Raw genomic sequence first — 23,892 nt, 5'->3', positions numbered from 1 at the left:
ATATCCAGATTGAGTCTTACAAAAGGAATATTTGTTGTATTATTTTTACTGTTGATCATTCAGGTCGATGCACAAAGAGATACCACAGATATTAAATCTTACGCAGATCAGGTGATGATTCGCGCCAATCTGGATACCAATATTGAAAGCTATATCTTTACAGAAGGCGAAAAAGGAAATGAAAAAAAACAGATTTTCTCCATCAATAATAAAACAAAAGTTTCATTTTCCGTAGACTATAGGATTATAAGTGCTACCATATCCTTTGCACCCCGTTTCTTTGAAGGGAATAATGACAACGATCTGAAAGGAAATAGTTCTTATACAGACTTTAGTGTCAGATTTTTCCCCAATAGACTGATCCAGAATCTTTATTACAAAAATGTAAAAGGCTTTTATATTGAAAATATGAAAGAGCTCTTTCCAGCTTGGAAGGAAGGAGATTATTATATGCAATTCCCGGATTTAAGAGTACAAAGCTTCGGAGGCTCTACGGCCTATATTCTTAATATAAACTTTTCTGCAAGAAGTATCTACACCCAGGGCGAATGGCAAAAGAAAAGCAGTGGCAGCTGGGTTCTGTTTCTGGATTATGACCTTACTATTTTAAGAAATAAAATAGAAGATCAGAAAGCCAAAGAAACACAGTATAAATTAGGAGCCAATATGGGCTATTTCTATAACTGGGTACTTGGAAAAAATGTAAATATTGCACCTTATCTTGCTCTCGGACTCGGAGGGAAGTTTTCAACCTATCGCGATGTTTTTGGGGATGGTTCGATAAAGAACGTCCAATATCTGACGTTAAGAATGGAAGGAGGTCTTCATATAGGATACAATACAGACCGGTTTTTATTTGGCGGGAAAATGAATTTCAGTGCCTATGCCTATAACCAGACAAGAAATCAGGCCGTACAGAATAACAGCCTATATGGTTTACTGTACATAGGTTATCGTTTTGCTCCTCCAAGAGTTGTAAAGAATACTTATGATAAAGTTCAAAAAAAGATTCCTGTTTTATAAGGTCAATGTCTTTTTAAGTATCTTTGTTTCGCATAAATTATTACACTAATCAATAAGAAATAAAACAGAATGTCGTTAATAAAATCTATTTCGGGAATTCGCGGAACCATCGGGGGAAAAGTAAATGATAACTTGACACCATTAGATGTGGTAAAATTCGCTTCCGCATTCGGAACATGGCTTCAGAATAATAAAAATAAAAAAGACTTAACACTGGTTATCGGAAGAGATGCCAGAATCTCAGGACAGATGGTCTCTTCACTGGTAACAGCAACATTACAGGGATTAGGAATCAATGTGGTTGATTTAGGACTTTCTACAACTCCTACAGTAGAAATAATGGTTCCTGAGCTGAAAGCAGACGGTGGAATTATCCTTACCGCATCTCACAATCCAAAACAATGGAATGCCCTTAAGCTTTTAAACGAAAAAGGAGAATTCATCACGGGTGAAAACGGAGCAGATGTACTTGCATTGGCTGAAAGCGAAGATTTCAACTATGCAGAAGTAGATCATCTTGGAAAATATGAGACCAGAGAAGATGCTTTTGATATTCATATTCAGCAGATCCTTGATTTGCCAATGGTAGATGTAGAAGCCATTAAAGCTAAAAACTTTAAAGTGGTGTTGGATGCTGTAAACTCTACAGGAGGAATTGCCATTCCAATGCTATTAGATAAATTAGGTTGTGAAACGGTTAAATTATACTGCGAACCAACAGGTCATTTTCCACATAACCCGGAGCCGTTAAAAGAACACTTGGGAGATATCTGCGAATTGGTAAAAAAAGAAAATGCAGATGTAGGAGTTGTGGTAGATCCAGATGTAGACAGACTGGCTCTGATTGATGAAAAAGGAGAAATGTTTGGTGAAGAATATACATTGGTAGCCGTTGCCGATTATTTACTAAAGCATAAAAAAGGAGCTGCAATTTCTAACCTTTCTTCAAGCCGTGCTTTGAGAGATGTTGCGCAGTCACAAAATTCAGAATACTTTGCAAGTGCTGTAGGAGAAGTAAATGTGGTTACCTTAATGAAAGAGAAAAACGCCGTAATCGGTGGAGAAGGAAACGGAGGAATTATCTATCCGGATCTTCACTACGGAAGAGACTCTTTAGTAGGTGTGGCCTTATTTCTTACCCATCTGGCAAAAGAAAATAAGACAGTTTCCGAATTGAGAGCAGGATATCCAAGTTATTTCATGGGTAAAAAGAAAATAGAACTGACTCCGGAGATTGATGTAGATGCTATCCTAAGTAAAATGGAGAAAGAATATGAAAACGAAGACGTTTCTACTGTTGATGGTGTGAAAATTGACTTCGAAAACAATTGGGTACATCTTAGAAAATCCAATACAGAGCCGATCATCAGAATTTATACAGAAGCAAAATCTCAGGAAGAAGCTGATCAATTAGGAGATGACATCATCGCGAAAATTAAAAGTTTAATTTAAATACTTTATAAGAACGGACTTGTTCCGTTCTTTTTTTATACCCGAATGTTTGAACACATCAAAAACAGATTCCCTTTTCCAAAAGAAAAATGGAGAAAATTTTTAGGCAACTTCGAACGGATGGAAGTTCCTGCTAAAACCCTGCTTCTAAACGAAGGAGAAGTTTCAAATAATGCGTTCTATCTTGAAAAAGGAATTGTAAGAGCCTGGTATAATAACGATGGTAAAGATGTTACCTTTCAGTTCTTTCTTGAAAACACAATGTTTTCTTCTCTGGAAAGTTTTAAAAAAGGTCTTCCCAGCATGGTCTCCTTTGAAACAGTGGAACCCTGTATTTTATATAAAATTAAAAAGCCTGATGTAGAAGCATTTCTTGAAGAGGCTTACGAAACCCCCGAACTCAGAAACCTATTGATGGACGCGCTGTTTGAAAGAATCTTCGATTATATGAAGCATTTCTTTTCCTTCATAAAAGATACCCCACAGCAGCGGTATATTCAGCTTACCCAGCAAAAACCGGAAATCATCAAAAGAGTTCCCCAGCATTATATTGCTTCTTACCTGGGTATTACCACCGTGCATCTTAGCAGGATAAAGTCTAAAATATTGAAAGAGAAGAGTTCTTAAGCTGGAAGCGGGAAGTTTCTCGCAGACGGTATGCAGACGAAGGAAAAAATGAATTAAATTTTAACGCAGCGTACGTAAAGAATTAAAAATAATATTTATAAAACGTTCGCAAGGGCGTTTCACTTAGCGATGTTCGCATTCTTAGCTGAACGAAGTGCCCTTGCGAACGAAAATAAAACATACCCATAAAACCCTTGCGAACCTTGCGTTTTTATCCTTTTCACTTGTAATCACGACTCATATAACCTCCAGCCTCCCTCTTCCCTCTTCCAGCCTTTCTCCAACTGATAACAAATGTTATCGTCTCACGGTTTTCCTCGTCATAATTTTGTACAAAAATTTAAAACAATGAAAGCAGCAGTAGTATTTGAAAAAGGAGGTATTCCTCAGTATGCAGATTTTTCTGAGCCGGTAATATCCAATGAAAATGAAGTATTGGTTACGGTAAAAGCAGCATCCATTAAAAATCTGGATAAAGCAAGAGCCAGTGGAAAACACTATTCTACAGAAAATGAAGTTCATCAGCCAACAGTTGTAGGTTCAGATGGAGTAGGGATGCTCGAAGACGGGACAAAAGTATATTTTTTCAGTAAAAAAGGAACGGTGGCTGAAAAAGCCCTTGCAGATAAGAAAATGATGGTTAATGTTCCTGCCGGACTTGATTTTTCCATTGCAGCAGCCCTTCCCAATGCAGTGATGGGGTCGGCGATGGCATTAAAATTCAAAGCAGGTATACAACCGGGAAATGTTGTTCTGGTAAATGGAGCAACCGGAATTACAGGCAGAATAGCGGTTCAGATTGCGAAGGTATATGGAGCCTCAAAAATTATTGTTACCGGAAGAAACGAAGAATCTCTGCAGGCACTCCGTGAACTGGGAGCAGATGAGGCTGTTTCCCTGCAGTTAAGTGACGAAGATTTTAAAAAAAAAATAAAGGAAATTCATAATGAAACTCCTATTGATATTGTTATCGATTATATCTGGGGCCATTCTGTAGAAATGATTTTATCAGCATTTAAAGGAGACGGAACATTTTCTCATAAAACAAAACTGATTACTATTGGCGGGATGAGCAGCGATACGATTCAGCTGTCTTCTCAGATTCTAAGAGCGACAGATATCCAGATTTCAGGATCAGGATTGGGAAGCTGGACAAAAGAAGAATCAGCACTGTTATTTTCAGAAATTATTCCCGAAATGTTTCAGGCTGCTGTGGAAGGAAAAATTAAAATAGAAACAGAAGAGGCTGATATAAAAAATATCGAAAAAGCATGGAATGCTGAGATACAAACAGGAAAAAGGCTCGTAATAAAAATTTAACCCCCAATTTTCGTTTTTTTATCCACAATCCTTTTATCGGTTTTCTTTTTTTACTATTTTTATAATAGAAATTTATGAAAAGGATATTTCAAAAAAAAGTTGCAACTTTGCATAAATATTTGAATATCAGTTTCAGATATATTATTAATTAATAAAGTTTGCCGGGGTCTGCAAGCAAATTCAGGCATCGGGCCGACAAAGAGGACACTATTGGAAGAGTATTTTGGAAATGAACTTGTAAAAAAGTTCGAAGAAATGATGGAAAACAATGACGAATTCTACTTCGATACTGAGGAGTTGGAAGATATCATTGTTTATTATTTGGAGCTGGGTGATTTTAATTACGCTGACAGAGCTGTTAATTATGGACTAAAGCTTCACCCCAATTCATTAGATATCAAGATCAAAAAACTTGAAATCCTTCTGGAGTGGGAAGAATATAATACAGCGAAAGATCTTATTGATGAGTTAAAAGGTTCTTCCATGGAGAATACAGACTTTTTAGTTTGCTACGCTAAGTATTATTCGAACCTGGGTAACCCTAGAAAATCCATTGAAATCTGTAAAAAAGCTCTTACGCTGGAGGAAGAAGAAAACTTTCTTCACAACTTTATTGCAGATGAATATGTAAATCTGGGTGATCCTTTTAACGCTCTTAAACATTACAGAAAAGCACTTAAAGAAGATCCTACGGATGAATATTCGCTGGAAAATGCAATGGTGTGCTTCAGTGATCTGAATAAGAGTGAGGAGGCTATTGCCTTTCTTAATGAATATTTAGATGAATTTTCTTATTCTGAAACCGCATGGTTTGAATACGGACAATTCTACTTCAACCGAAAGAACTTCGATGAAGCCATAAAAGGATATGATTATCTATTGGCTATCAATTCAAATTCTGTAGGAGTATATGCCAATAAAGCAGCATGTTATGAGGCTTTAGGACAATACCAAAAAGCTATTGATACCTATGAGGAAATGCTTGAACTGGAATATACCAAAGCATTTACTTTTTATAAAATCGGATTGTGCAACAAAGCATTAAAGCAGCCTATTTTAGCTTTAAATTCTTTTCAGAAATCGTTGAGAGAAGACCCTCAGTTTTATCTGGCGATGATGGAGCAGTCTTATTTATATGAAGAAATGGGTGGTATGTCTGAAGCACTTCATTTTGCTAAGGAAGCAACACAGTTGAATGAAAATAATCTTGATTATCAGAAAAGATTAGCATTCCTGTTCATTGATTCAGGGAAATTTGAAGAAAGTCTTGCCTGTCTTAAAAAACTGGTAGACGCTGAACCATCAAGGTTTTACAACTGGTATGCTTACTCAGAAGTTCTTATGCTTGTTGGGGAATATGAAGACGCTGTTACTGTTTTAAATGCAGCGATAAAACATCATGACAGAGCAGAGCTATACTATCAGTTAAGTAACTGTTTTTTCAATCTGAAAGATCAGGACAAAGGAATAGAATCCCTTCAGAAAGCTTTAGAGCTGGATCCGTCTCTGGTAAAGGATATGCAGAAGAAATATCCGTTCATCAAAGATGAGGTGAAAAAGGTGAAGGTGAGTAAAGTAAAGAAAAAGAACTAAACATACTCCAAATAACGAAAAAGTCTGCAGAAATGCAGGTTTTTTTTATTGATAAACGATTTTGTAAGCTCGAAGCTGGGAGATGGAAAAGAAAGCGGAGAATAATTATTGTCCTTTCTGTTTAATCATTTTTTAGGGAGGTTTTGAAGTAAGAACCATTAATGAACCGGAGTTCAGATTAGGATGTTTTTTTATTTTTTAACGCTAAGAATACACAAAGAAGCATCAAATTATACGAATTTTTTTCGCCGGCAAGGGCACCTCATTCGGCAAAGAATACGAACATAGCTAAGTGAAACGCCTTTGCGAACGAAATTTTTTCAATCAAACCCTTTGTGAGTTTTGCGTTAAAATAATTCTGGAATAACCATTAACAAATAATCAGTTAATCATATCACTAAAAGTAACTTCCAGCCTCCAGTCTTTTCAAATAGACCTTTATTTCTTCGGATTACTTCTTAAAAAGATCAGCCCGGCAATAATAATTCCCGCACCTATAAATTGGAAAACAGTTAGTTTTTCACCATCAATGAGACCCCAAATAATAGCTACTATAGGCATGATAAGCGTGACCGTTGAGGCGAAAAGAGGGGTGGAAACTTTTAATAACCGATAATTCATGGTCATAGCAAGCCCGGTTCCGAAAATAGAAAGTAAACTTACAAACATAAGCCCAAGCATATTGTCCTTTGAAAAACTGAACTCAGAAAAAAAACCTGTACTTGTAAGGGCAATAATGGAAGGAAAAATTAAAACAAAAGAAAATATAAAAGAAGATAAAACTACGGAAGAAACCTCCATAAGTTTTGATTTTACGGTGGTTGTACTCACAGCATAGCATAAGGTAGCCAGTAATAACAGTAAAATTGGGATTATTTTAAGTTCACCACTATTACCACCGCCAAAAGCCAGAATACAGACTCCTGTAAAGCTTATCAGCGTTCCTATGATCTGTTTCTTTGTGGTTTCAAACTTCCATACCAAAGCTCCTACAATAATTACAAAAATAGGCATCATAGAGTTGATGATTCCTGCAATGCTGCTGCTGACTTCTGTTTCTGCAATAGGAAACAGGAACATAGGGATGAAGTTTCCGGTAAAAGCAGCCAGGATAAGCCACTTCAAGTGCCTCTTCGGAAAAAGTTTATAATTGGATATGGCAATTGGCAGCAGAACAATACCGGCAATAAGGACTCTTAGTGACCCTACCTGATACGGGTTGAAATGATCCAGTGATTTTTTGATCAAAATAAAAGAAGATCCCCAAATAATACTCAGGATTGTCAGAAGAATCCATTTTTCTTTATCTGCGTTCATTGTTTTCGTGTAGGATTTTTAAAAATTCTTTCTTAGGAATCATTTTTGCCCCCAAGCTTTCTAGGTGTTCGGTATGAGACTGGCAGTCAATTAATTCAATATAATTTTTATTGCTTTCTACAAAGTGAATAAATCCAGCTTTTGAGGCATTACTTACTTTTGTAAACATACTTTCACCACAGAAAACATTACCAATCTGTAAACCGTAAAAACCACCTACCAATTCGCCATCCTGCCATACTTCAATGCTTCTGGCCAGGCCATATTCATGAAGTTGAATGAAAGAATTCATAAGCTCATCAGAAAGCCAGGTTCCGGATTGCCCTTTTCGTTCAGTTTGCTGACAGTTTTTGATGACCTCTCTGAAGTTTTTGTTTTCCGAAAAAGTAAAAATATTCCTGTTCAGGATTTTTCTCATCGATTTGGAAACCTTTATTTCATCTGGAACCAGAACAAATCTGGGATCCGGGCACCACCATAGAATTTCCTCTTCCGGATTGTACCAGGGGAAGATACCCAATTGATAAGCGAACCAAATGCGTTCTACAGACAAATCTCCACCAAGGGCAATCAGCCCGTCATGTCCATCATACACTTCCGGATCAGGAAATGAAATCTCATTTTCGTCTAGTCGGACCATTTTTTGGAAAAAAAATCCCACTTTTAAGAAAGCAGGATTATATTTGATTTTAATTCTTTAATTAGAAAGGTAAATCGTCGTCATCGTCTCCAGCAAAAGGATTTTCGTTGGAAACAGGAGATGCTGATTGCTGAGGCATAGCCTGAGTAGGTTCTGATCCATTATCAAAAACCTTCTCTACTTTCCATCCTGTGATAGAGTTGAAGTATTTAGTTTCACCCTGTGGAGAAACCCATTCTCTACCTCTGATGTTGATTCCTATTTTTACGTTTTCACCTTCTTTAAGGTTATCTAATAAACTAATTTTATCAGACAAAAATTCTATGTTTATCGGCTGTGGATACTGTTCCTGGGTTAAAATAACCAATTCTCTTTTTTGAAATCCACTTGCAAATGTTTGAGTTTCAAAAAGTTTCTTTACCGTTCCTTGTAATTCCATATCGTAATTATTAACGATGTAAAAGTAAGAAAATGAAATGTAATAATAGCTGCTGCTGAAAAAAAATCTGGAAATTTTAATTTTTTTCCTGAAAAAGTTTGGAGGTAAAGGAAATTGTCCTATATTTGCACTCACAAAAACGAAGCAAGCTCTTTAAAACTTACAATACAAAAAACCAGCGGATGTGGTGTAATTGGTAGCCACGCCAGACTTAGGATCTGGTGCCGTGAGGCGTGGGGGTTCGAGTCCCTTCATCCGCACTATGCGAAAATAGCTCAGCTGGTAGAGCACAACCTTGCCAAGGTTGGGGTCGCGGGTTCGAATCCCGTTTTTCGCTCCACACCATGCCCTGGTGGTGGAACTGGTAGACACGCAGGACTTAAAATCCTGTGTCCGCAAGGACGTACGGGTTCAAGTCCCGTCTGGGGTACAAATCCCTCTGTATTTCGTTACGGAGGGTTTTTTGTTTATATAGAGAGTGTTCTTTAATAGAATTTCTTATATTTGTAAGAGAATTGATTTTGAATCTGTGAAAACAGATCAATATAACCAGCGGATGTGGTGTAATTGGTAGCCACGCCAGACTTAGGATCTGGTGCCGTGAGGCGTGGGGGTTCGAGTCCCTTCATCCGCACCATACAAACAATAGGATTTGCTTTCAAATCCTTTTTTTTGTACCACACACCGGCCCTGGTGGTGGAACTGGTAGACACGCAGGACTTAAAATCCTGTGTCCGCAAGGACGTACGGGTTCAAGTCCCGTCTGGGGTACAAAACCCTCTGTATTTTGAATACGGAGGGTTTTTTGTTTATATACTTATTTGTAAATAAAAGAATAGTTTCTAAGGGCTTTATGCTTTAAAGTGACTCGACTTATTTAATTTAAAAAATAAGCTCCTACATTCTACGGTAAGAGCTTTATATATTATTTTCCATTATTGAATCCAGTATCTGGATCTAGTTGTTTTAGCTATTTCTTTCCAGTCTTTCCAGTCTTTCCAAAATATCAGTAAAGATATTCTTTTCAGCAGTAGAAACATGCCCTACAATTTTATAAAGATCCTGATTATCAGTATGAGTAGTGTATTTTAAATTTCCATTAACCACTGCTAATAAATGATGATTGGGATCTTTTTTCAGATCAGCCTTCTTCAAAAATAAAATATCACCATAATGATAAGGGGAAATCAATTGCTTTTCTTGAGTAAATTCATACACCAGATCTACGGATGCTAATATTTTTTGCACAATAGAAGCGCTTTCAGAATTGTTGTCTTTTGAATTTACTGTTTCTTTCTTTCCACTGATAGCCAATTCAGGAAAAAGCATCAACTGATCAATGTCTGAAACACTGGCTAACTGATTCACTTGCAGGGTTTCAGTTAACAGTTTATCAAGATCAAGATTAAAATGGCTGGCTACCTTTAGTATGGTTTCGATCTTTGGTTCTGCACGGCCTTCTTCATAAGAGCTTATTACCCCTCTGTTTAAGTCAAATAAATCAGCAAAAGCCTTTTGGCTCAAACCTTTAACCTGCCTTATTTTCTTAATATTGGATCCAAAGAAGCTCATTGTTTGTCTAATCTTTTTTGCAAATATAGAGAATCTTAAATAAATGATTGCTAAAAATATTTGCAATTTGAAAATTTTATGTTATATTTGTGTAGAACGAAAAATCAAAACACTAAACCAGCCTGCATGAAGAATCAAATATTTAGAACAGTCAAAGAGTGGTTGTTAGATTATGAGTTTAACATCATCCTGGAAGATGAGGCTCAGAGAATCTTAATCATTGAAAAAGAATCCAACGGAATCAAAAATATGATCCTTATTATATCAGATTCTATCCTTATTATGGAACAGTTTCTTTTCGAAATAAAAAATCCTACAGAACAAATCTTTAGAAGGCTGCTTCAGAAAAACAGAGATATTGTGCATGGAGCTTTTGTTTTAGACAGCACCGGAAAACGGGTCATTTTCAGGGATACCCTTCCTACAGACCATATGGCACAGAATGAAGTGATGGCATCCATCAATTCATTAGGAATTCTGGTAGGAGAGTTTACCAACGAGATGCTTGAAATGAGTAAGTAATTCACAAAAGATATTTAAAATGAACATTTTCAAAAGATTATTAACAATAGGAAAAGCAGAGATCCATTCTGTGATCGACAATTTTGAAGATCCTATCAATTTAACGGAACAGGGAATCCGTGAAATGAAAGAAGAACTGGGGAAAAGTGTAGAATCTCTGGCTCAGTTAAAAGCTCTTACCATCCGAAAGAAAAATGAAGCTGAAACAGAAGAACAAACCTCAAAAGATTACTACAATAAGGCGATAGTGATTGTTCAGAAAGCCGAAAAAGGAGAGGTGGAAGCTTCAGAAGCGGACCGTCTTGCCAAAGAAGCTTTAAAAAGGCAGGCTTCTTCCCAGCAAAATGCAGATCAGCTGCATAAAGAGCACGAAAAGCTTCACTCAGAATGTGAAAAGATGCAGGCTACCATCAATCATTTGAAATCCAGTATTGCCAAATGGGAAAATGAATTAAAGACCCTTAGAGCGCGAGTACAGGTAAGCGAAGCTACAAAAGATATTAATCAGAAAATGACCCAGATGGATACCGGAAGTACGGTAAGCATGCTGGAAAAACTGAAAGAAAGAGTAGTACAGCAGGAAACATTGGCAGAAGCTTATTCCGATATTTCAAAATCGGGAAAGACGATTGATGAAGAGATTGATGCTATGGTAAATAACAAAGACAGTGAAGCTGAAGAAGCATTGAACAGATTAAAGGAAACACTTAAAAAAGGCTAATATGACCTTTCAGGAATTTTTAAATATAGCATTTTCACCGGTAAATACTGTTTTGAGTGTATTGCTGGGGCTTTCGGTTGTGTATTGGTTATTTACCATTATTACGGGGCTGGATATCGATGTGGGACTACATTCTGACTTGGATATTGGTGCAGATACCCATGTTCCGGATGGACATTTTCATACCCCTGATCACGATCCTTCTGCATGGATGCATTTCCTGAAGTTTCTTAATCTGGATATTGTTCCTATTACCTATTTCCTGACACTTTCATTATTGATGACATGGCTCGGGTCTTTTTATCTGAATTATTTCATTCCATTGCCGACATGGTTAGGAATATTGATCTTGTTTCCATTGTTTATTGCCGGAATGCTGCTCACCAAAGTAATCCTGAAACCCTTAAATCCTTTTTTCAAGGAAATTAACCATAAAGGAGAAGTGTCGTATGCATTTCTGGGAAGAGAAGGAAGACTGAAGTCTAGCATTCAGGATGACAAAATAGGAATGATGGAGGTCTTTATCGGAAGCGATCCTATGACCCTGATGGTAAGAAGCCAGGACGGAACAAAGCTGGAACACGGAACCCGTGTTATGATCGTGGATGAAGATCTTGATAAGCGAATCTACTATGTACAGAAATCCATGAGGTATTAAAAACAAATAACCGTGCTCAGCTTATTTTTAATTATGTTGAACTATATGTTGAAGATCTTTCTCAACACCTTTTAAAAAAACACATTTATATAAACTACTAAACTTATAAAACTATGAACTTACCATTAATTGCTGGAATTATCATTGTTGCGGTAGCATCAATCGGATTGATTTTCTGGATTTTATCCATGTATAAAAAAACTGTTCAGGGAATTGTTATTTTAAGAACCGGTTATGGTGGCACAAAGGTTTTCTTTAACGCTGGAATCGTAATTCCTGTCATTCACCGTATGGAATCTATGGATATTTCGGTGAAAAAACTGGAAATATCAAGAGAAGGAAGAGCCGGATTGATCTGTAAAGACAATATGAGAGCTGATATTCAGGTGGCATTCTTTATCCGTGTTAATAAATCAGTAGATGACATCATTAATGTAGGGCAAACAATTGGATGTCAGAGAGCTTCTGATGCTCAGACCTTAAGAGAGCTTTTTGAAGCTAAATTCTCGGAAGCCTTAAAAACTGTAGGAAAGAAATTTGATTTCACTGAATTATACGAAGCGAGAAGTGAATTCCGTCAGGAAATTCTTGATATTATCGGAACAGACTTAAATGGTTATGTTTTAGATGATTGTGCGATCGATTATCTTGAACAGACTTCCATCGATAAATTAGATAAAGACAATATTCTTGATTCTGAGGGGATTAAGAAAATTACAGAACTTACGGCAACACAGAATATTAAAGCCAATCAGGTTCGTCGTGATGAAGAAAAAACCATTACAAAACAAAACGTAGAAGCCAGAGAAGCAATTCTTGAGCTTGAAAAACAACTGGCAGAAAAGCAGGAGTCTCAAAAACGAGAAGTAGCCAATATCAAAGCCCGTGAAAATGCTGAAATCTTAAAAGTAGAAGAAGAAGAACGTCTGAGATATGAAACCGTTCGTATTGCAACAGAAGAGAAATTACAGATTGCAGAAGAAAATAAACTTCGTCAGGTGGTGATTGCTGCTAAAAATAAAGAACGTGCAGATCTCGTAGAAACAGAAAGAGTACTAAAAGACAAAGCGTTAGAGGCTACAGAAAGAGAAAGAATTGTTTCCCTTGCTCAGATTGAAAAAGAGAAAGCGATAGAGATAGAAAAGAAAAGCATTCAGGATGCAATCCGCGAACGTTTGACTATGGAAAAAACAGTAGTGGAAGAGCAGCAGGGAATTAAAGATCTGGAAGCTTTCAAAACTGCAGAAAGAAATAAGCAGGTTGAAATTACAGTTGCTACTCAGGAAGCAGAGAAAAAACTGATTGAAGAAACCAGAGCAGCAGAAGCACGCAAGCTGGCCGCAGAAAAAGATGCTCAGAAATATGTGATTGAAGCTCAGGCGAAAAGAGATGCCGCAGAAAAAGAAGCAGAAGCACGTAAGATTATAGCAGATGCTAAGGCTAAAGAAGAAGCTACTGTAGGGTTATCCGAAGCTCAGGTGATGCATGCAAAAGCAGACGCTGCAGAAAGACAGGGTATTGCAGAAGCCGTGGTGATTGAGAAAAAAGCTGATGCCGTAAAGAAAGAAGGCATTGCCCAGGCAGAAGTAATCAAAGAAAAAGCATTGGCAGAAGCTGCCGGAATTAATGAAAAGGCAGAAGCAATGAAGAAACTGAATGAAGCAGGAAAAGATCACGAAGAATTCCGTCTGAGACTGAATAAAGAAAAAGAAGTTGAATTGGCTGAAATTGCGATTCAGAAAGACATTGCAGAAGCTCAGTCTCTGGTATTGGCAGAAGCATTCAAAACAGCGAAAATTGATATCGTAGGTGGAGATAATACCTTCTTTGATAATGTGATTCGCCAGGTATCCGCAGGAAAAGGTCTGGATAAGTTCGTAAACCATAGCGAAAATGCACAGATGTTGAGAGAAAACCTGTTAGGAGACGGTGAAAATATCATAGCCAAGGTAATGGGAATGGTAGACAAATACAATATTTCATCAGACGATATCAAAAACATGAGTATTGCCTCCCTGATCTTTAAGCTGAACGGTGTTGCCAATCAACAGGAAAAAGGAATTCTGGAAAGAGCTCTTGATATGGCCAGACATTTGGGTGTGGACAATAAACCGGTAAACAATAACCATGTTTAATATACAAAAACAGTTAATCTTTTGATAATCAGTTTAAAAATAGATTGACTGTTTGCCTGACAAGCCTTATAGGTTTCCAAAACCTATAAGGCTTATATGAAGATAAAGGCAAAGTATAATAAGTTCTACCCAAAGATCTGCTGTACAGCAGCAGTGATGACCATCTAATCCAACACTATGTCAGAAAAACTTAATTCCGGAACTTACGAAATTATTCAGAACCGTCTGAATGAGCAGAAGAATGACCTTATACAAAGGCTTCAGCAGCTTAATGAAGACCGTAAAAATATCTTCGGTAGAATAGATTTTTCGTTGATTGCCAATGAAAGGATTTCCACAGAACATAGCTGTATTGCCAAGGATATTTATTCTTTAGGTGACCATTTGATATTTGGCTCCAATGCGCATTTAGGCCTACAGACTGAAATCAATATTTCGGATGTTTTTTCCGTTTATAAAATCAATAAAAATAGGTTTGAACCTCAGGATTATGCTCTTATCAATGATGAGATCTTTATTGATGAGTTTAAAAATCTTTACAAATACTACAGGAATACCTTCTTTGCCCGATTTAGTTTTACAGAGAACTATCTTTATATGGTGTTCCAGCTTTCAGAAAGCACTACAGATATTAAAGCGTTCAAATGGTTGATTAAAGATAATCAGCTTATTTATGTAGATTCCAGAAGCGCTTCAGAAACATCATACCCGCCTCAGCATGGTTTTGCATGGACAAAAGCGACAAGAGATATGCAGCGATCCGGAAAACATCCGCATATTTCACTGGCTGATAAGGTTTTCGTAGAAAGCATCGGTGGAGATATTACCATTAAGGTTGAAGATAATACAGACACGGGAAAAGGAATCTATTCCGAAGATGTAATTCATAAAGATCAAAACCTCGATGATGCCGAGATCCATTTCTGCGACCTCGATAACCTTGTTTTGTTTAAAATAAAACCTTACCAGGAAACAGAACGCTATTTCATTTATAACCATAAAGAAAAAACCGTTTCAAGAGCTGATGCTCTTAAATATTCAGGTTTGCTGCTGCCAGAAAATCAGGGAGTACTATTTTCAAACGGATATGCATTACAGACCGGTGGGTTAAAGGTGATTTCACAGGAACAGAACAGACTGTATTACCTGAAAACCGTTATAGAACCCAACGGAGAAAACTTCTTGTATGTTTTCTATGATGATAAAACGAATAACTATCAGCTGATTTCTTATAATATCATCACCCAAACGATAGAAACACCCATCCGATGCAGCGGTTTTTCGCTTCTCAATGATGGAAAACTGATCTATCTTCGGGAGAGTATTGAAACAACTAAGCACCATCTGACCCAAATCTGGCAGACTCCTTTCTCCAAAGAGCTACAGCCGAATGCCGAAAAAGCCGACAGTCTGATTTACAAGATCGGAAACAAAGATATTGTAAGAGTAATGGCAGAAAGCCAGGAGCTTATCACGCTTCTGAATAAAAAAGATTCCTACAGCGGATTATACGATGATATTGTAAAGCTTTCCACTTTTATTCTGGATAATTATTACTTTTTGGGTGAAAATGAAGTTCAGAAACTGGATCAGCCGCTAAAAGAAATTCGTAAAATTGCCCATTCAGCGATCAACGAATATGAAAAAGTAGTTGAGCAGAGGAAAAACACAGAAGAAGCCTTAGAAAAAATAAAACAGTCCTGTGATAAGATCCTTGATGATACCAAAAGGCTTCATTATTCCCAGCTTACAGAATATATTGATGCTCTTTCACAAATCAGGGCGTTAAGAGGAGAAGTAACAGGAGCCAGAGAGCTGAAATATGCAGATACAGCTTTATTGGATTCCCTGGAAAAAGCTCTTTCAGACCGTTATACCGAACTTTCCAATGCCTGTGTGAATTTTCTGCTGCAGGAAGGCGCTCTATTGCCTTATGAGGAGAAAGCTCAGACAATTTCAGAGGATATTGTTGCGCTACAGAAGGCTATTGATGCCAAAACCATCGATGAGAATATCAACGTATTATCCGGACAATTGGAGCTGTTGGTAGATATCGTTAATAATCTTAAAATTGAAGATACCTCTCAGTCCACTCAGATTATCGAAAATATATCCTTAATCTTTGCCCGTTTGAATCAGGAGAGACTTGAACTCAGCAAAAGAAAAAGGGAAATTTCAGGAAAAGAACTGGCTTCAGATTTCCAGGCCCAGATTACATTATTTGATCAGTCTGTGATTAATTTTCTGGAACTTTCACAGACTCCGGAGAAATGTGATGAATATCTGACCAAACTTTCCATTCAGTTGGAAGAGATGGAAACTAAATTTATTGATTTTGATGAGTTTATCCAGCAGATAGGAACCAAAAGAGAAGAAGTCTACGGACATTTCCAGAATAAAAGAGTACAACTTACAGAATCAAGAAACAAAAGAACTCAAAGTCTCTTTGATGCGGCGCAAAGAATCCTGAAATCCGTTCAGACCAAAGCAGAATCCTTTGATTCAGAAAATGAGATCAACGGGTATTTTGCCTCAGATCTGATGGTGGAAAAAGTGAGGGATCTTGCAAGACAATTGGCAGAATTAGAAGATTCTGCAAAATCAGAAGAGATTCAGACTCTTTTAAAAACAAGTCAGCAGGAATCTGTAAGAAAGCTTAAAGATAAAAAAGAGATCTATGTAGATGGTGAAAGCGTTATAGCATTAGGAGATTATAAATTTGCGGTCAATCAACAGAAACTGGATCTTACTCTTGTGCTGAAGAATGCACAATATTACTATCACCTTACCGGAACTAGCTTCTATGAACCTCTGAACTTTCCTACAGTTGATGAGTTCAAAGAAGTCTGGAACCAGGAATTTGTTTCAGAAAATACCCATGTAAAACGATTTGAATACCTTGCCTGGAATGTATTTTCCAACCATAAAGAGCTTGTTACAGAACAGCAGAATGAGCAGGTGGTTCAGCAGTTTACAGCAGAACATTTTGGGGAAGGGCTGGTAAAAGGAATTCATGACAAAGACGCCCAGATTATTGTTACGAAGCTTCAGCAAGTACATAATGAATTAGGACTGATGAGGTTTACAGCTCAGGAAAGAGGGTTAGCACAGCTGTTCTGGTTTTTCCTGAATCCTGAAAGAAAAGAATATTACGCCAAACAGTTTGCAGCTACAGCAATTATTTCACAATCTTTTGCCGTAAAACAAGGATTTGATTACCTAAGCAAAGAGCTGGCAGAAGAAATGAAATCATTTGCATCAGTGAATGGTATTTTTACAGAGACAGATTATATCAATGCGGCAGTATATCTGAAACAGGAAGACAAGGAAAATTTCCTGATTTCGGAAAAAGCAGGGGCACTGTATGGATTATTTTTAAAAGAACTTAAGGAAAAAGGGAAAGATCTGGAGTTTTTGGTTCAGATACAGGCTATGTATCAGTATCCTTCAGCATGTTATTATATTGCGGAAGGAGCATTAAAAGCCTTTGATCCGAATGCGGAGAAAAATATCATAGATGAGGTTCTTGGCTTTATCATTACCCAGAAATTTGATCCGAAAAATATCAGAAGCGTTTCCTATGAAGCCGTAATTAAAGGTTTGAAATCCCTTGAAAAAGAGACAGAATACAATCTGAATTATTTTGAATTTGTATCCAGGCTAAGTCATTTTAATACCGTTACTGTTCCGAAATATAAAAGACTTCAGGAATTGAAATACAGCTGGGTGAATGAAAAGAAAAAAGCACTGAAGCTGGATACTTTCCAACCACAGATATTAAGTTCATTTGTCAGAAATAAACTGATTAATGATGTTTATTTTCCTTTGATTGGAGCTAACCTTGCGAAACAGTTGGGAACAGTGGGTTCAGATAAGAGAACAGACAGAATGGGAATGCTTCTTCTGGTATCCCCTCCGGGATATGGTAAAACCACCCTGATGGAATATATGGCAGAACGTATGGGACTGGTGTTTATGAAGATCAATGGCCCTTCATTAGGCTATGATATCGTTTCCACAGATCCGGCAGAAGCCAGAAATGCAGGCGCAAGACAGGAATTGGAGAAACTGAACCTTGCTTTGGAAATGGGAGATAATGTGATGTTGTATCTTGATGATATTCAACATTGTAACCCTGAATTCCTTCAGAAGTTTATTTCACTTGCTGATGGACAGAGAAAAATTGAAGGAATCTATAACGGAGAAAGTAAAACGTATGATCTCCGCTCGAAAAGATTCTGTCTGGTCATGGCAGGAAATCCATATACGGAAAGCGGTGAGAAATTTAAAATTCCTGATATGCTGGCGAACCGTTCAGATACTTACAATTTAGGAGAAATATCCGGCTCAAAAACAAACCTTTTTGATCTCAGCCTCATTGAAAACTCGCTGATGTCCAATGAATATCTGACCAGACTGACCCAGCCGGGAATGGAAAATCTTTACGAGCTCTATGATTGTGTGGTAACCGATAATCCTGCAGACAATCTGAAAGGAAATTTCAGTTCCAATGAAATATCAGACTTCAGAGCGGTACTGAAAAATACCATCATGGTCAGAAATATGATTCTGAAGGTCAACAAAGAATATATTGCTTCAGCAGCAATGTCTGATGATTACAGAAATGAACCTCCGTTCAAGCTTCAGGGATCCTATCGTAATATGAATAAACTGATTACTCAGATTCAGCCTATTTTAAAGGAAAATGAAGTGATCCAGATCATACTGAACCATTATCAGAATGAATCTCAGACGCTGACAACAGGTGCAGAATCGAATATGCTGAAGTTGAAAGAATTGATGGGTATCCTCCAAGAAGAGGAAACAGAACGTTGGGAAGAGATTAAGAAGACTTTTATAAAAAATAAAACTTTAAAAGGGCTGGGAGAAAATGATAGAATGTCTCAGATTGTAGCTTTGCTGGCCCAATTCGGAGACGGGCTGGAAGGAATTAAAGAAGCTTTGAAAAAAGTAGAGTAAACCTTACTTTATCATAAAAGTAAAACAGCACCCTGTATATATGGGTGCTGTTTTATTAATATTTATTGACGAATAACTTTAGCATTTTTATCGGATAACTTTTCCGAGAGCCATTGTTGCATTTTTTCCTCTTGCTCCTTTTCTTCTTTTTCAGACCTATAAAGGATTACGGTGCTTACATTGGCTCTGTCTGTGTTAGGGAAATTGGTTACTTTACCAATAGAAATATGGTTAAAATCCGGAAATAAGATATGTATTTCCTTAATAAGGCTTGAGTCTTTTACTGTGTATTTATCCAATTGTTGTCTTAATTGGTTGATGACAAGGTCTTTTTCAGACAATACATTATTCCGTTGCCCAATTTCGTTAAGTATTTCGGATTTAATATCAGTAGCATCCTGCTTAATCACTAATCTAGTGTTGGCAATTCCCAGATTTAGAAGCTTTTTATTAATCGTATCCATCTCATTCTTACCAAATTTTTTAGATAGAAAGGCTAATTCTACTGTTTTTGGATAAGAATTGTAGTTGATCTTTTTATAAATGATGGTATATCCTTTTTGAGTAAACTCATTATTGATGAACTGATCAATATTTTGTGTAAACTTTTTCTGATTCAGAAGATTATAAGCCAAATAAGAGCTTGGTACAATCATAATAATAATCAATGCTGTTATTCCGTATCGTATGTGTCTTTCGTATTTTCTGTCTATCAGTTCAATAGGCTCATATTTCAGGTATTTGATAATAAGAAAGGTTGCAATGCAAATGAAAAAGCAATTGATGGTGTAAAGATAAAATGCCCCTGCAAAATAGCTCCAGTTTCCTATAGCAAGCCCATATCCTGCCGTACAGAGAGGTGGCATTAATGCAGTAGCAATAGCAACTCCCGGTATTGGATTACCTTGTTTCACTCGTGTAATGGCTATAACCCCAACAAGACCACCAAAAAAAGCAATCAAGACATCGTAAATATTCGGGGATGTACGGGCTAATAGCTCAGATTGAGTTTCTTTAAAAGGACTTAAGAAAAAATAGATAAAAGATACCAATAAACTAACTATTGTTGCAATAAGAAGGTTCTTGACCGATCTTTTAAGTAATTGAAAATTATAGGTACCCAAGGCAAACCCAGCTCCCACTATAGGCCCCATAAGAGGGGATATAAGCATTGCCCCGATAATGACTGCCGTAGAGTTTACATTAAGCCCCACAGATGCAATAACAATAGCACATGCCAAAATCCATAGATTCGAGCCCCGGAAAGAGATATTATCGGTGATATTCTCAAGGACTTTCTCTTTATCTTCTTCCCCGAAATGAAGATTAATAAATCTCAAAAATTTTCTCGTCATGGTTTATTTACTTGTTTAGATTCGAAAAATAAAAATACATATTTATAGATTATTTTATACGAAAGCGTTAAAATTTTCATTACAGCAGGAACTTGTTAATATACAATCTGTACCCACAATATTCAATACTTCTGTATCTGTGTCCAAACTCAAAGACTCCATAATTTTGTTGTATTAAAAAAGAAATACTATGGAAACCAACGTTCAATATCAGGAACAGCTTCAATATGCAGAAGTTTATATTTCAGACATGTTGGTGCTAAAAAATATATTTCTGCAGGCACAGAATACCGGAAAAGTGAATTCAGAATTTGGAATTCCCTTCCTTCTGGCTAAAAAGAAAGATGAGGTGATTGCATTTGCGAGCCTGGTCATCAAGGAAAAAGGCGGAATTGCTTTTAAGGCTTATGATAAACCAGGGATCCAGGGTTTAGAAAAAAAGAACTTTATCTCACAAGTGGAGAGCTATTTTAAAAAGAATAATACTCCTAACTTCCGGAATCCAGAGCAGCTAAAAAGCAGCATCCAAAAGATGATCAGCTGGCTGAATATGTAATAAAACAGGGATAAAATTGTATTTTTACTTAAAACTGTGATCAATGCCTAAAGATGTTCTGTATCTTAAAATAGCCAATTCTGTCACTGAACAGATCAAAAGTGAGACCTTGCAGTTTGGAGACAGATTGCCCTCGCTGAGAAGTGCTCAAAAACTATATAATGTTAGTTTAAATACTGTAAAACAGGCTTATATGGAGCTTGAAAGCCGTTCGCTTGTAGAATCACGCCCGAAATATGGATATTATGTGAGCCAGACCTCTCAAAGAAAGCTGGCGTTACCTTCTGTGGCTAAAATGAAGGTTTCGGAAGAGAAGAACAGCCCGGAAGATCTTATCGGAAAAGTGTTTGGGGCCATTGGAGGAACAGATATGACGCAGTTTGCGTTAGGAATTCCCGGAAAAAGCCTTCTTCCTGTTGCTAAGATGAAGAAGTGCATGATTGACGTAATGAAGCGGAAGAATGACAGCGGAACCAATTATGAGCCGGTGCAGGGAAATGTAAGCCTCAGGAGGGAAATTGCCAAGTGGTCTATTGTGATGGAAGGACGAATTACTGAAGATGATCTGGTCATTACTTCCGGTGCTATGAACGGAGTGTACAACTGTCTGATGGCTGTTACCCAGCCGGGAGATTATGTAGCGGTAGAAAGTCCTGTTTATTTTGGAATTCTTCAGGCTATCCAGTTGCTGGGATTGAAGGCCGTGGAAATTCCTACCCATCCTATTACCGGAATAGATCTGGATGCTTTAAAAAAGGTAATGCCGAAACTTTCAGCCTGTTGTTTTGTTGTGAATTACAATAATCCTTTAGGCTTTCAGATGCCGGATGAAAATAAGAAAGAACTGGTAAGAATGCTTACTGAGCATAATGTTCCATTAGTGGAAGATGATGTTTATGGAAACATTTATTTCGGAGCAGGAAGGCCAAAACCCTGCAAATTTTATGATGAGGCAGGCATTGTAATGTGGGTAGGTTCAGTATCTAAGACTTTAGCTCCGGGATATCGGGTAGGTTGGGTAGCTCCGGGAAAATTTAAAGAAAAGATTATCAGACAAAAATTGGTACAGACTGTTTCCGGCCCGTCTTTATTTTCAGATGTGATCGCTGATTTCCTTGAACATGGGCGTTACGATCATCATTTGAGGATGTTCAGAAAAAAGCTTTATGCCAACTATCTTCAGATTCAGAAGTCGGTAACACAGTATTTTCCGGATAATACCAAGATTTCAGAACCAAAAGGAGGATTTATGTTATGGCTGGAACTGGATAAAAGAATATGCACTGAAGATCTTTATGATGAAGCAGTTAGCCAGAAAGTAAACTTTGCTCCGGGAAGAATGTTTTCACAATACAATCAGTATCAAAACTGTATGCGATTAAATTATGCCCTGGAATGGACAGACCGTGTAGAAAGCGATCTCGAAAAACTGGGGAAAATGATAAAAAACAGAATATATTAAACTAAGAGATGAATGATATGAATAATGAAGTAAAAATTATAAGTTATGAACCTCAATACAAAGAGGCTTTTAAGACTTTAAACGAAGAATGGATCAAAACATTCTTTGTGATGGAGTCCAGTGATTATAAATTGCTTGATACTCCTGAAGAGTACATTATCAACAAAGGCGGATATATTGCTTTTGCCTTGTTGAATGGTGAAGCAGTAGGGACGTGTGCTTTAGTGAGAGCGCAGGAAGAACCTCTTGCTTTTGAACTGTCTAAAATGGCAGTAAGTCCTAAAGCACAGGGAAAGAAAATCGGGTATCTGCTCGGAAATGCTCTTGTTGAAAAAGCCAGAGAATTAAAAGCAGAAAAAATCTTTCTGGAAACCAATTCTATATTGGTTCCTGCTATAAAGTTATATGAAAAACTAGGGTTTAAGCATACTGAAATTACCAATCCGGGTTACGACCGTGTAGATGTGCAGATGGAGCTGGACCTTAAGTCATAGGCAAAAAAAATATTGGAACTCGGATAATCATATCCTTGTTCCAATATCAAAATTTAACTCTAATTGTTTTACTGTTTTATTTTTAGATCATAGGGGCTGGATACACAATCCGTAGCTGAATGAAATGCCTTTACATATATTTTTTTAAATTCTTTGAGTACGCTGTGTTAAAAACCTCAATAAATATTCTTCAGTTCTACATGGTCTTTAAGAAACCTCCAGCTTCCAGCCTCCGTCTTCCTGTCTAAAAAGCTTTTCCTCCTAATACTCTTCGCCCAATAAAATTTCCCTATTTTTGTAAAACTCCTTATTTCATTTATGAAAAAAATAATTCTCATCGAAGACGAAACCAGTGTAGTATCTTTTATTAAAAAGGGACTTCAGGAAAACGGATATGAAATTTCCGTGGCTTTTGACGGGCGTACCGGTGTACAGCTGGTACAGGCCAATGACTTCGATTTGGTGATTTTAGATATTATGCTGCCGGAAATGAACGGATTGGATGTCTGTAAGGAGATCAGAAAAACGAATCAGAGTGTTCCGATTTTATTTTTAACCGCTTTGGGAACTTCTGAAAATATTGTTCTGGGATTAGAGAGCGGAGGTGATGATTACCTGGTGAAGCCATTTAAATTCATCGAACTGGTTGCCCGTGTTAAATCACTTCTGAGAAGAAGTCATAACAATGGCCCTCAGGAAATTACAGAATCAGAACCGGATAATGAGCATGTTTTTCAGTTTTCAGATTTAACAGTAAATGATTACACCAAAAAGGTGACCCGCTCCGGAGAAGAAATTACCCTTACGTCTACTGAGTACAAGCTGTTACTTTATTTCCTTAATAACCCGGAAAAAGTAATTTCCAGAGCCGAAATTCTGGATGCTGTCTGGGGGGTAAATTATGAGCTGGGAACCAATGTGGTAGATGTATATGTGAATTATTTAAGAAAGAAGCTGGATGACCGGGATGATAACAAATTGATTCATACTGTTATAGGAATGGGGTATGTTCTGAAAAAAACATAA

The 23,892-nt window shown here is 37.1% G+C and carries 19 protein-coding genes and 5 tRNA genes; 19 read left to right on the top strand and 5 right to left on the bottom strand.

Annotation, left to right across the window (positions count from 1 at the left end; translation table 11 throughout):
* Window positions 1-9 precede the first annotated feature (9 nt).
* The 5 genes from DRF65_RS17805 to DRF65_RS17785 all read left to right on the top strand — a co-directional run bounded on the left by DRF65_RS17805 (window position 10) and on the right by DRF65_RS17785 (window position 6,015).
* Window positions 10-1,023, top strand: coding sequence for a DUF4421 family protein (locus DRF65_RS17805; protein ID WP_115972093.1), 1,014 nt, complete (start codon window positions 10-12; stop codon window positions 1,021-1,023).
* A 69-nt stretch (window positions 1,024-1,092) separates the two neighbouring features.
* Window positions 1,093-2,475: a phosphoglucosamine mutase gene (gene glmM / locus DRF65_RS17800; RefSeq protein ID WP_115972092.1), complete on the top strand. Its 1,383-nt coding sequence runs from the start codon at window positions 1,093-1,095 to the stop codon at window positions 2,473-2,475.
* Window positions 2,476-2,520: 45 nt separating this feature from the next.
* Window positions 2,521-3,102: a Crp/Fnr family transcriptional regulator gene (locus DRF65_RS17795; protein WP_115972091.1), complete on the top strand. Its 582-nt coding sequence runs from the start codon at window positions 2,521-2,523 to the stop codon at window positions 3,100-3,102.
* Window positions 3,103-3,450: 348 nt separating this feature from the next.
* Window positions 3,451-4,422: a quinone oxidoreductase family protein gene (locus DRF65_RS17790; RefSeq protein WP_115972090.1), complete on the top strand. Its 972-nt coding sequence runs from the start codon at window positions 3,451-3,453 to the stop codon at window positions 4,420-4,422.
* Window positions 4,423-4,632: 210 nt separating this feature from the next.
* The gene (locus DRF65_RS17785) at window positions 4,633-6,015 is read left to right on the top strand and encodes a tetratricopeptide repeat protein (protein WP_115972089.1); all 1,383 of its coding nucleotides are present in this window, start codon (window positions 4,633-4,635) and stop codon (window positions 6,013-6,015) included.
* 438 nt (window positions 6,016-6,453) lie between these two features.
* On the opposite strand, the gene DRF65_RS17780 is transcribed toward DRF65_RS17785, so the two are convergent.
* From DRF65_RS17780 to DRF65_RS17770, 3 genes are all read right to left on the bottom strand, one after another.
* Window positions 6,454-7,332, bottom strand: coding sequence for a DMT family transporter (locus tag DRF65_RS17780; protein ID WP_115972088.1), 879 nt, complete (start codon window positions 7,330-7,332; stop codon window positions 6,454-6,456).
* Window positions 7,319-7,972, bottom strand: a complete 654-nt coding sequence (aat, locus tag DRF65_RS17775; protein ID WP_115972087.1) for a leucyl/phenylalanyl-tRNA--protein transferase — start codon at window positions 7,970-7,972, stop codon at window positions 7,319-7,321. Before aat ends, DRF65_RS17780 begins: the two co-directional genes overlap by 14 nt.
* A 61-nt stretch (window positions 7,973-8,033) precedes the next feature.
* Window positions 8,034-8,411 (bottom strand): DUF3127 domain-containing protein, encoded by a 378-nt coding sequence (locus tag DRF65_RS17770; protein WP_045492249.1) that lies wholly within the window; start codon window positions 8,409-8,411, stop codon window positions 8,034-8,036.
* Between the two features lie 178 nt (window positions 8,412-8,589).
* Between DRF65_RS17770 and DRF65_RS17765 the strand changes: the two genes are divergently transcribed.
* The 5 genes from DRF65_RS17765 to DRF65_RS17745 all read left to right on the top strand — a co-directional run bounded on the left by DRF65_RS17765 (window position 8,590) and on the right by DRF65_RS17745 (window position 9,182).
* Window positions 8,590-8,671: transfer RNA gene (locus DRF65_RS17765), tRNA-Leu, on the top strand.
* A gap of 4 nt (window positions 8,672-8,675) precedes the next feature.
* Window positions 8,676-8,751, top strand: a tRNA-Gly gene (locus DRF65_RS17760).
* A gap of 6 nt (window positions 8,752-8,757) precedes the next feature.
* Window positions 8,758-8,841 (top strand) — tRNA-Leu (locus DRF65_RS17755).
* A gap of 122 nt (window positions 8,842-8,963) precedes the next feature.
* Window positions 8,964-9,048 (top strand) — tRNA-Leu (locus tag DRF65_RS17750).
* A 50-nt stretch (window positions 9,049-9,098) separates the two neighbouring features.
* Window positions 9,099-9,182 (top strand) — tRNA-Leu (locus DRF65_RS17745).
* A gap of 195 nt (window positions 9,183-9,377) precedes the next feature.
* Here DRF65_RS17745 and DRF65_RS17740 read toward each other — a convergent pair.
* A complete protein-coding gene (locus tag DRF65_RS17740) occupies window positions 9,378-9,983 on the bottom strand; it encodes a helix-turn-helix domain-containing protein (protein WP_115972086.1) in 606 nt (201 codons plus the stop codon).
* A gap of 126 nt (window positions 9,984-10,109) precedes the next feature.
* On the opposite strand from DRF65_RS17740, the gene DRF65_RS17735 reads away from it, so the two are divergent.
* The 5 genes from DRF65_RS17735 (at window position 10,110) to DRF65_RS17715 (ending at window position 18,999) form a co-directional block, all read left to right on the top strand.
* Window positions 10,110-10,505 (top strand): YbjN domain-containing protein, encoded by a 396-nt coding sequence (locus tag DRF65_RS17735; RefSeq protein ID WP_115972085.1) that lies wholly within the window; start codon window positions 10,110-10,112, stop codon window positions 10,503-10,505.
* A gap of 19 nt (window positions 10,506-10,524) precedes the next feature.
* Window positions 10,525-11,226: a PspA/IM30 family protein gene (locus DRF65_RS17730; protein WP_115972084.1), complete on the top strand. Its 702-nt coding sequence runs from the start codon at window positions 10,525-10,527 to the stop codon at window positions 11,224-11,226.
* Window position 11,227: 1 nt separating this feature from the next.
* A complete protein-coding gene (locus tag DRF65_RS17725; RefSeq protein WP_115972083.1) occupies window positions 11,228-11,884 on the top strand; it encodes a hypothetical protein in 657 nt (218 codons plus the stop codon).
* Between the two features lie 113 nt (window positions 11,885-11,997).
* Window positions 11,998-14,019: a flotillin family protein gene (locus DRF65_RS17720; RefSeq protein WP_115972082.1), complete on the top strand. Its 2,022-nt coding sequence runs from the start codon at window positions 11,998-12,000 to the stop codon at window positions 14,017-14,019.
* A gap of 177 nt (window positions 14,020-14,196) precedes the next feature.
* A complete protein-coding gene (locus DRF65_RS17715) occupies window positions 14,197-18,999 on the top strand; it encodes a DNA repair ATPase (RefSeq protein WP_115972081.1) in 4,803 nt (1,600 codons plus the stop codon).
* A gap of 62 nt (window positions 19,000-19,061) precedes the next feature.
* Here DRF65_RS17715 and DRF65_RS17710 read toward each other — a convergent pair whose 3' ends face one another.
* Complete coding sequence (locus DRF65_RS17710; RefSeq protein ID WP_115972080.1) at window positions 19,062-20,354, bottom strand: DUF389 domain-containing protein; 1,293 nt, start codon at window positions 20,352-20,354, stop codon at window positions 19,062-19,064.
* 190 nt (window positions 20,355-20,544) lie between these two features.
* Here DRF65_RS17710 and DRF65_RS17705 point away from each other — a divergent pair, with 190 nt between their 5' ends.
* The 4 genes from DRF65_RS17705 (at window position 20,545) to DRF65_RS17690 (ending at window position 23,892) form a co-directional block, all read left to right on the top strand.
* The gene (locus DRF65_RS17705) at window positions 20,545-20,910 is read left to right on the top strand and encodes a hypothetical protein (protein WP_115972079.1); all 366 of its coding nucleotides are present in this window, start codon (window positions 20,545-20,547) and stop codon (window positions 20,908-20,910) included.
* 43 nt (window positions 20,911-20,953) lie between these two features.
* Entirely contained in the window at window positions 20,954-22,372 is a 1,419-nt protein-coding gene (locus tag DRF65_RS17700; protein ID WP_115972078.1) for an aminotransferase-like domain-containing protein, read from the top strand.
* An 8-nt stretch (window positions 22,373-22,380) separates the two neighbouring features.
* The gene (locus DRF65_RS17695; protein ID WP_115972077.1) at window positions 22,381-22,866 is read left to right on the top strand and encodes a GNAT family N-acetyltransferase; all 486 of its coding nucleotides are present in this window, start codon (window positions 22,381-22,383) and stop codon (window positions 22,864-22,866) included.
* Window positions 22,867-23,184: 318 nt separating this feature from the next.
* Window positions 23,185-23,892 (top strand): response regulator transcription factor, encoded by a 708-nt coding sequence (locus DRF65_RS17690; protein WP_115972076.1) that lies wholly within the window; start codon window positions 23,185-23,187, stop codon window positions 23,890-23,892.

Source organism: Chryseobacterium pennae (genome assembly GCF_003385515.1).
GTDB classification, from domain to species: Bacteria; Bacteroidota; Bacteroidia; order Flavobacteriales; family Weeksellaceae; genus Chryseobacterium; species Chryseobacterium pennae.
Note: the sequence above shows the minus strand (reverse complement) of the source record. Positions and strands in the feature narration are given on the sequence as shown.